Below are 325 nucleotides of genomic sequence, written 5' to 3'. Positions count from 1 at the left end.
GCCTCGGGGAGCTGTAAGCAAGCTTTGATCCGGGGATGTCCGAATGGGGAAACCCGGCTGTCTTCATCGACAGTCACTTTCTGCTGAATACATAGGCAGAATAGAGGCAGACCAGGGGAACTGAAACATCTAAGTACCCTGAGGAAGAGAAAACAATAGTGATTCCGTCAGTAGCGGCGAGCGAACGCGGATTAGCCCAAACCAAGGAGCTTGCTCCTTGGGGTTGTGGGACGTCTCACATGGAGTTACAAAGGAACCGGTTAGATGAAGAGGTCTGGAAAGGCCCGCCAGAGAAGGTAAAAGCCCTGTAGTTCAAAACTTGTTC

The 325-nt window shown here is 51.4% G+C and carries 1 rRNA gene; it reads left to right on the top strand.

Features of this window, described 5'->3' with window-relative positions:
- Nucleotides 1–325: ribosomal RNA gene (locus ACUYLD_RS25555) — 23S ribosomal RNA — on the top strand; the annotation flags it as partial.

This window comes from Paenibacillus sp. SER-28 (assembly GCF_052906305.1).
The sequence above is the reverse complement of the archived record's forward strand: the minus strand, read 5'-3'. Positions and strand labels throughout refer to the sequence as shown.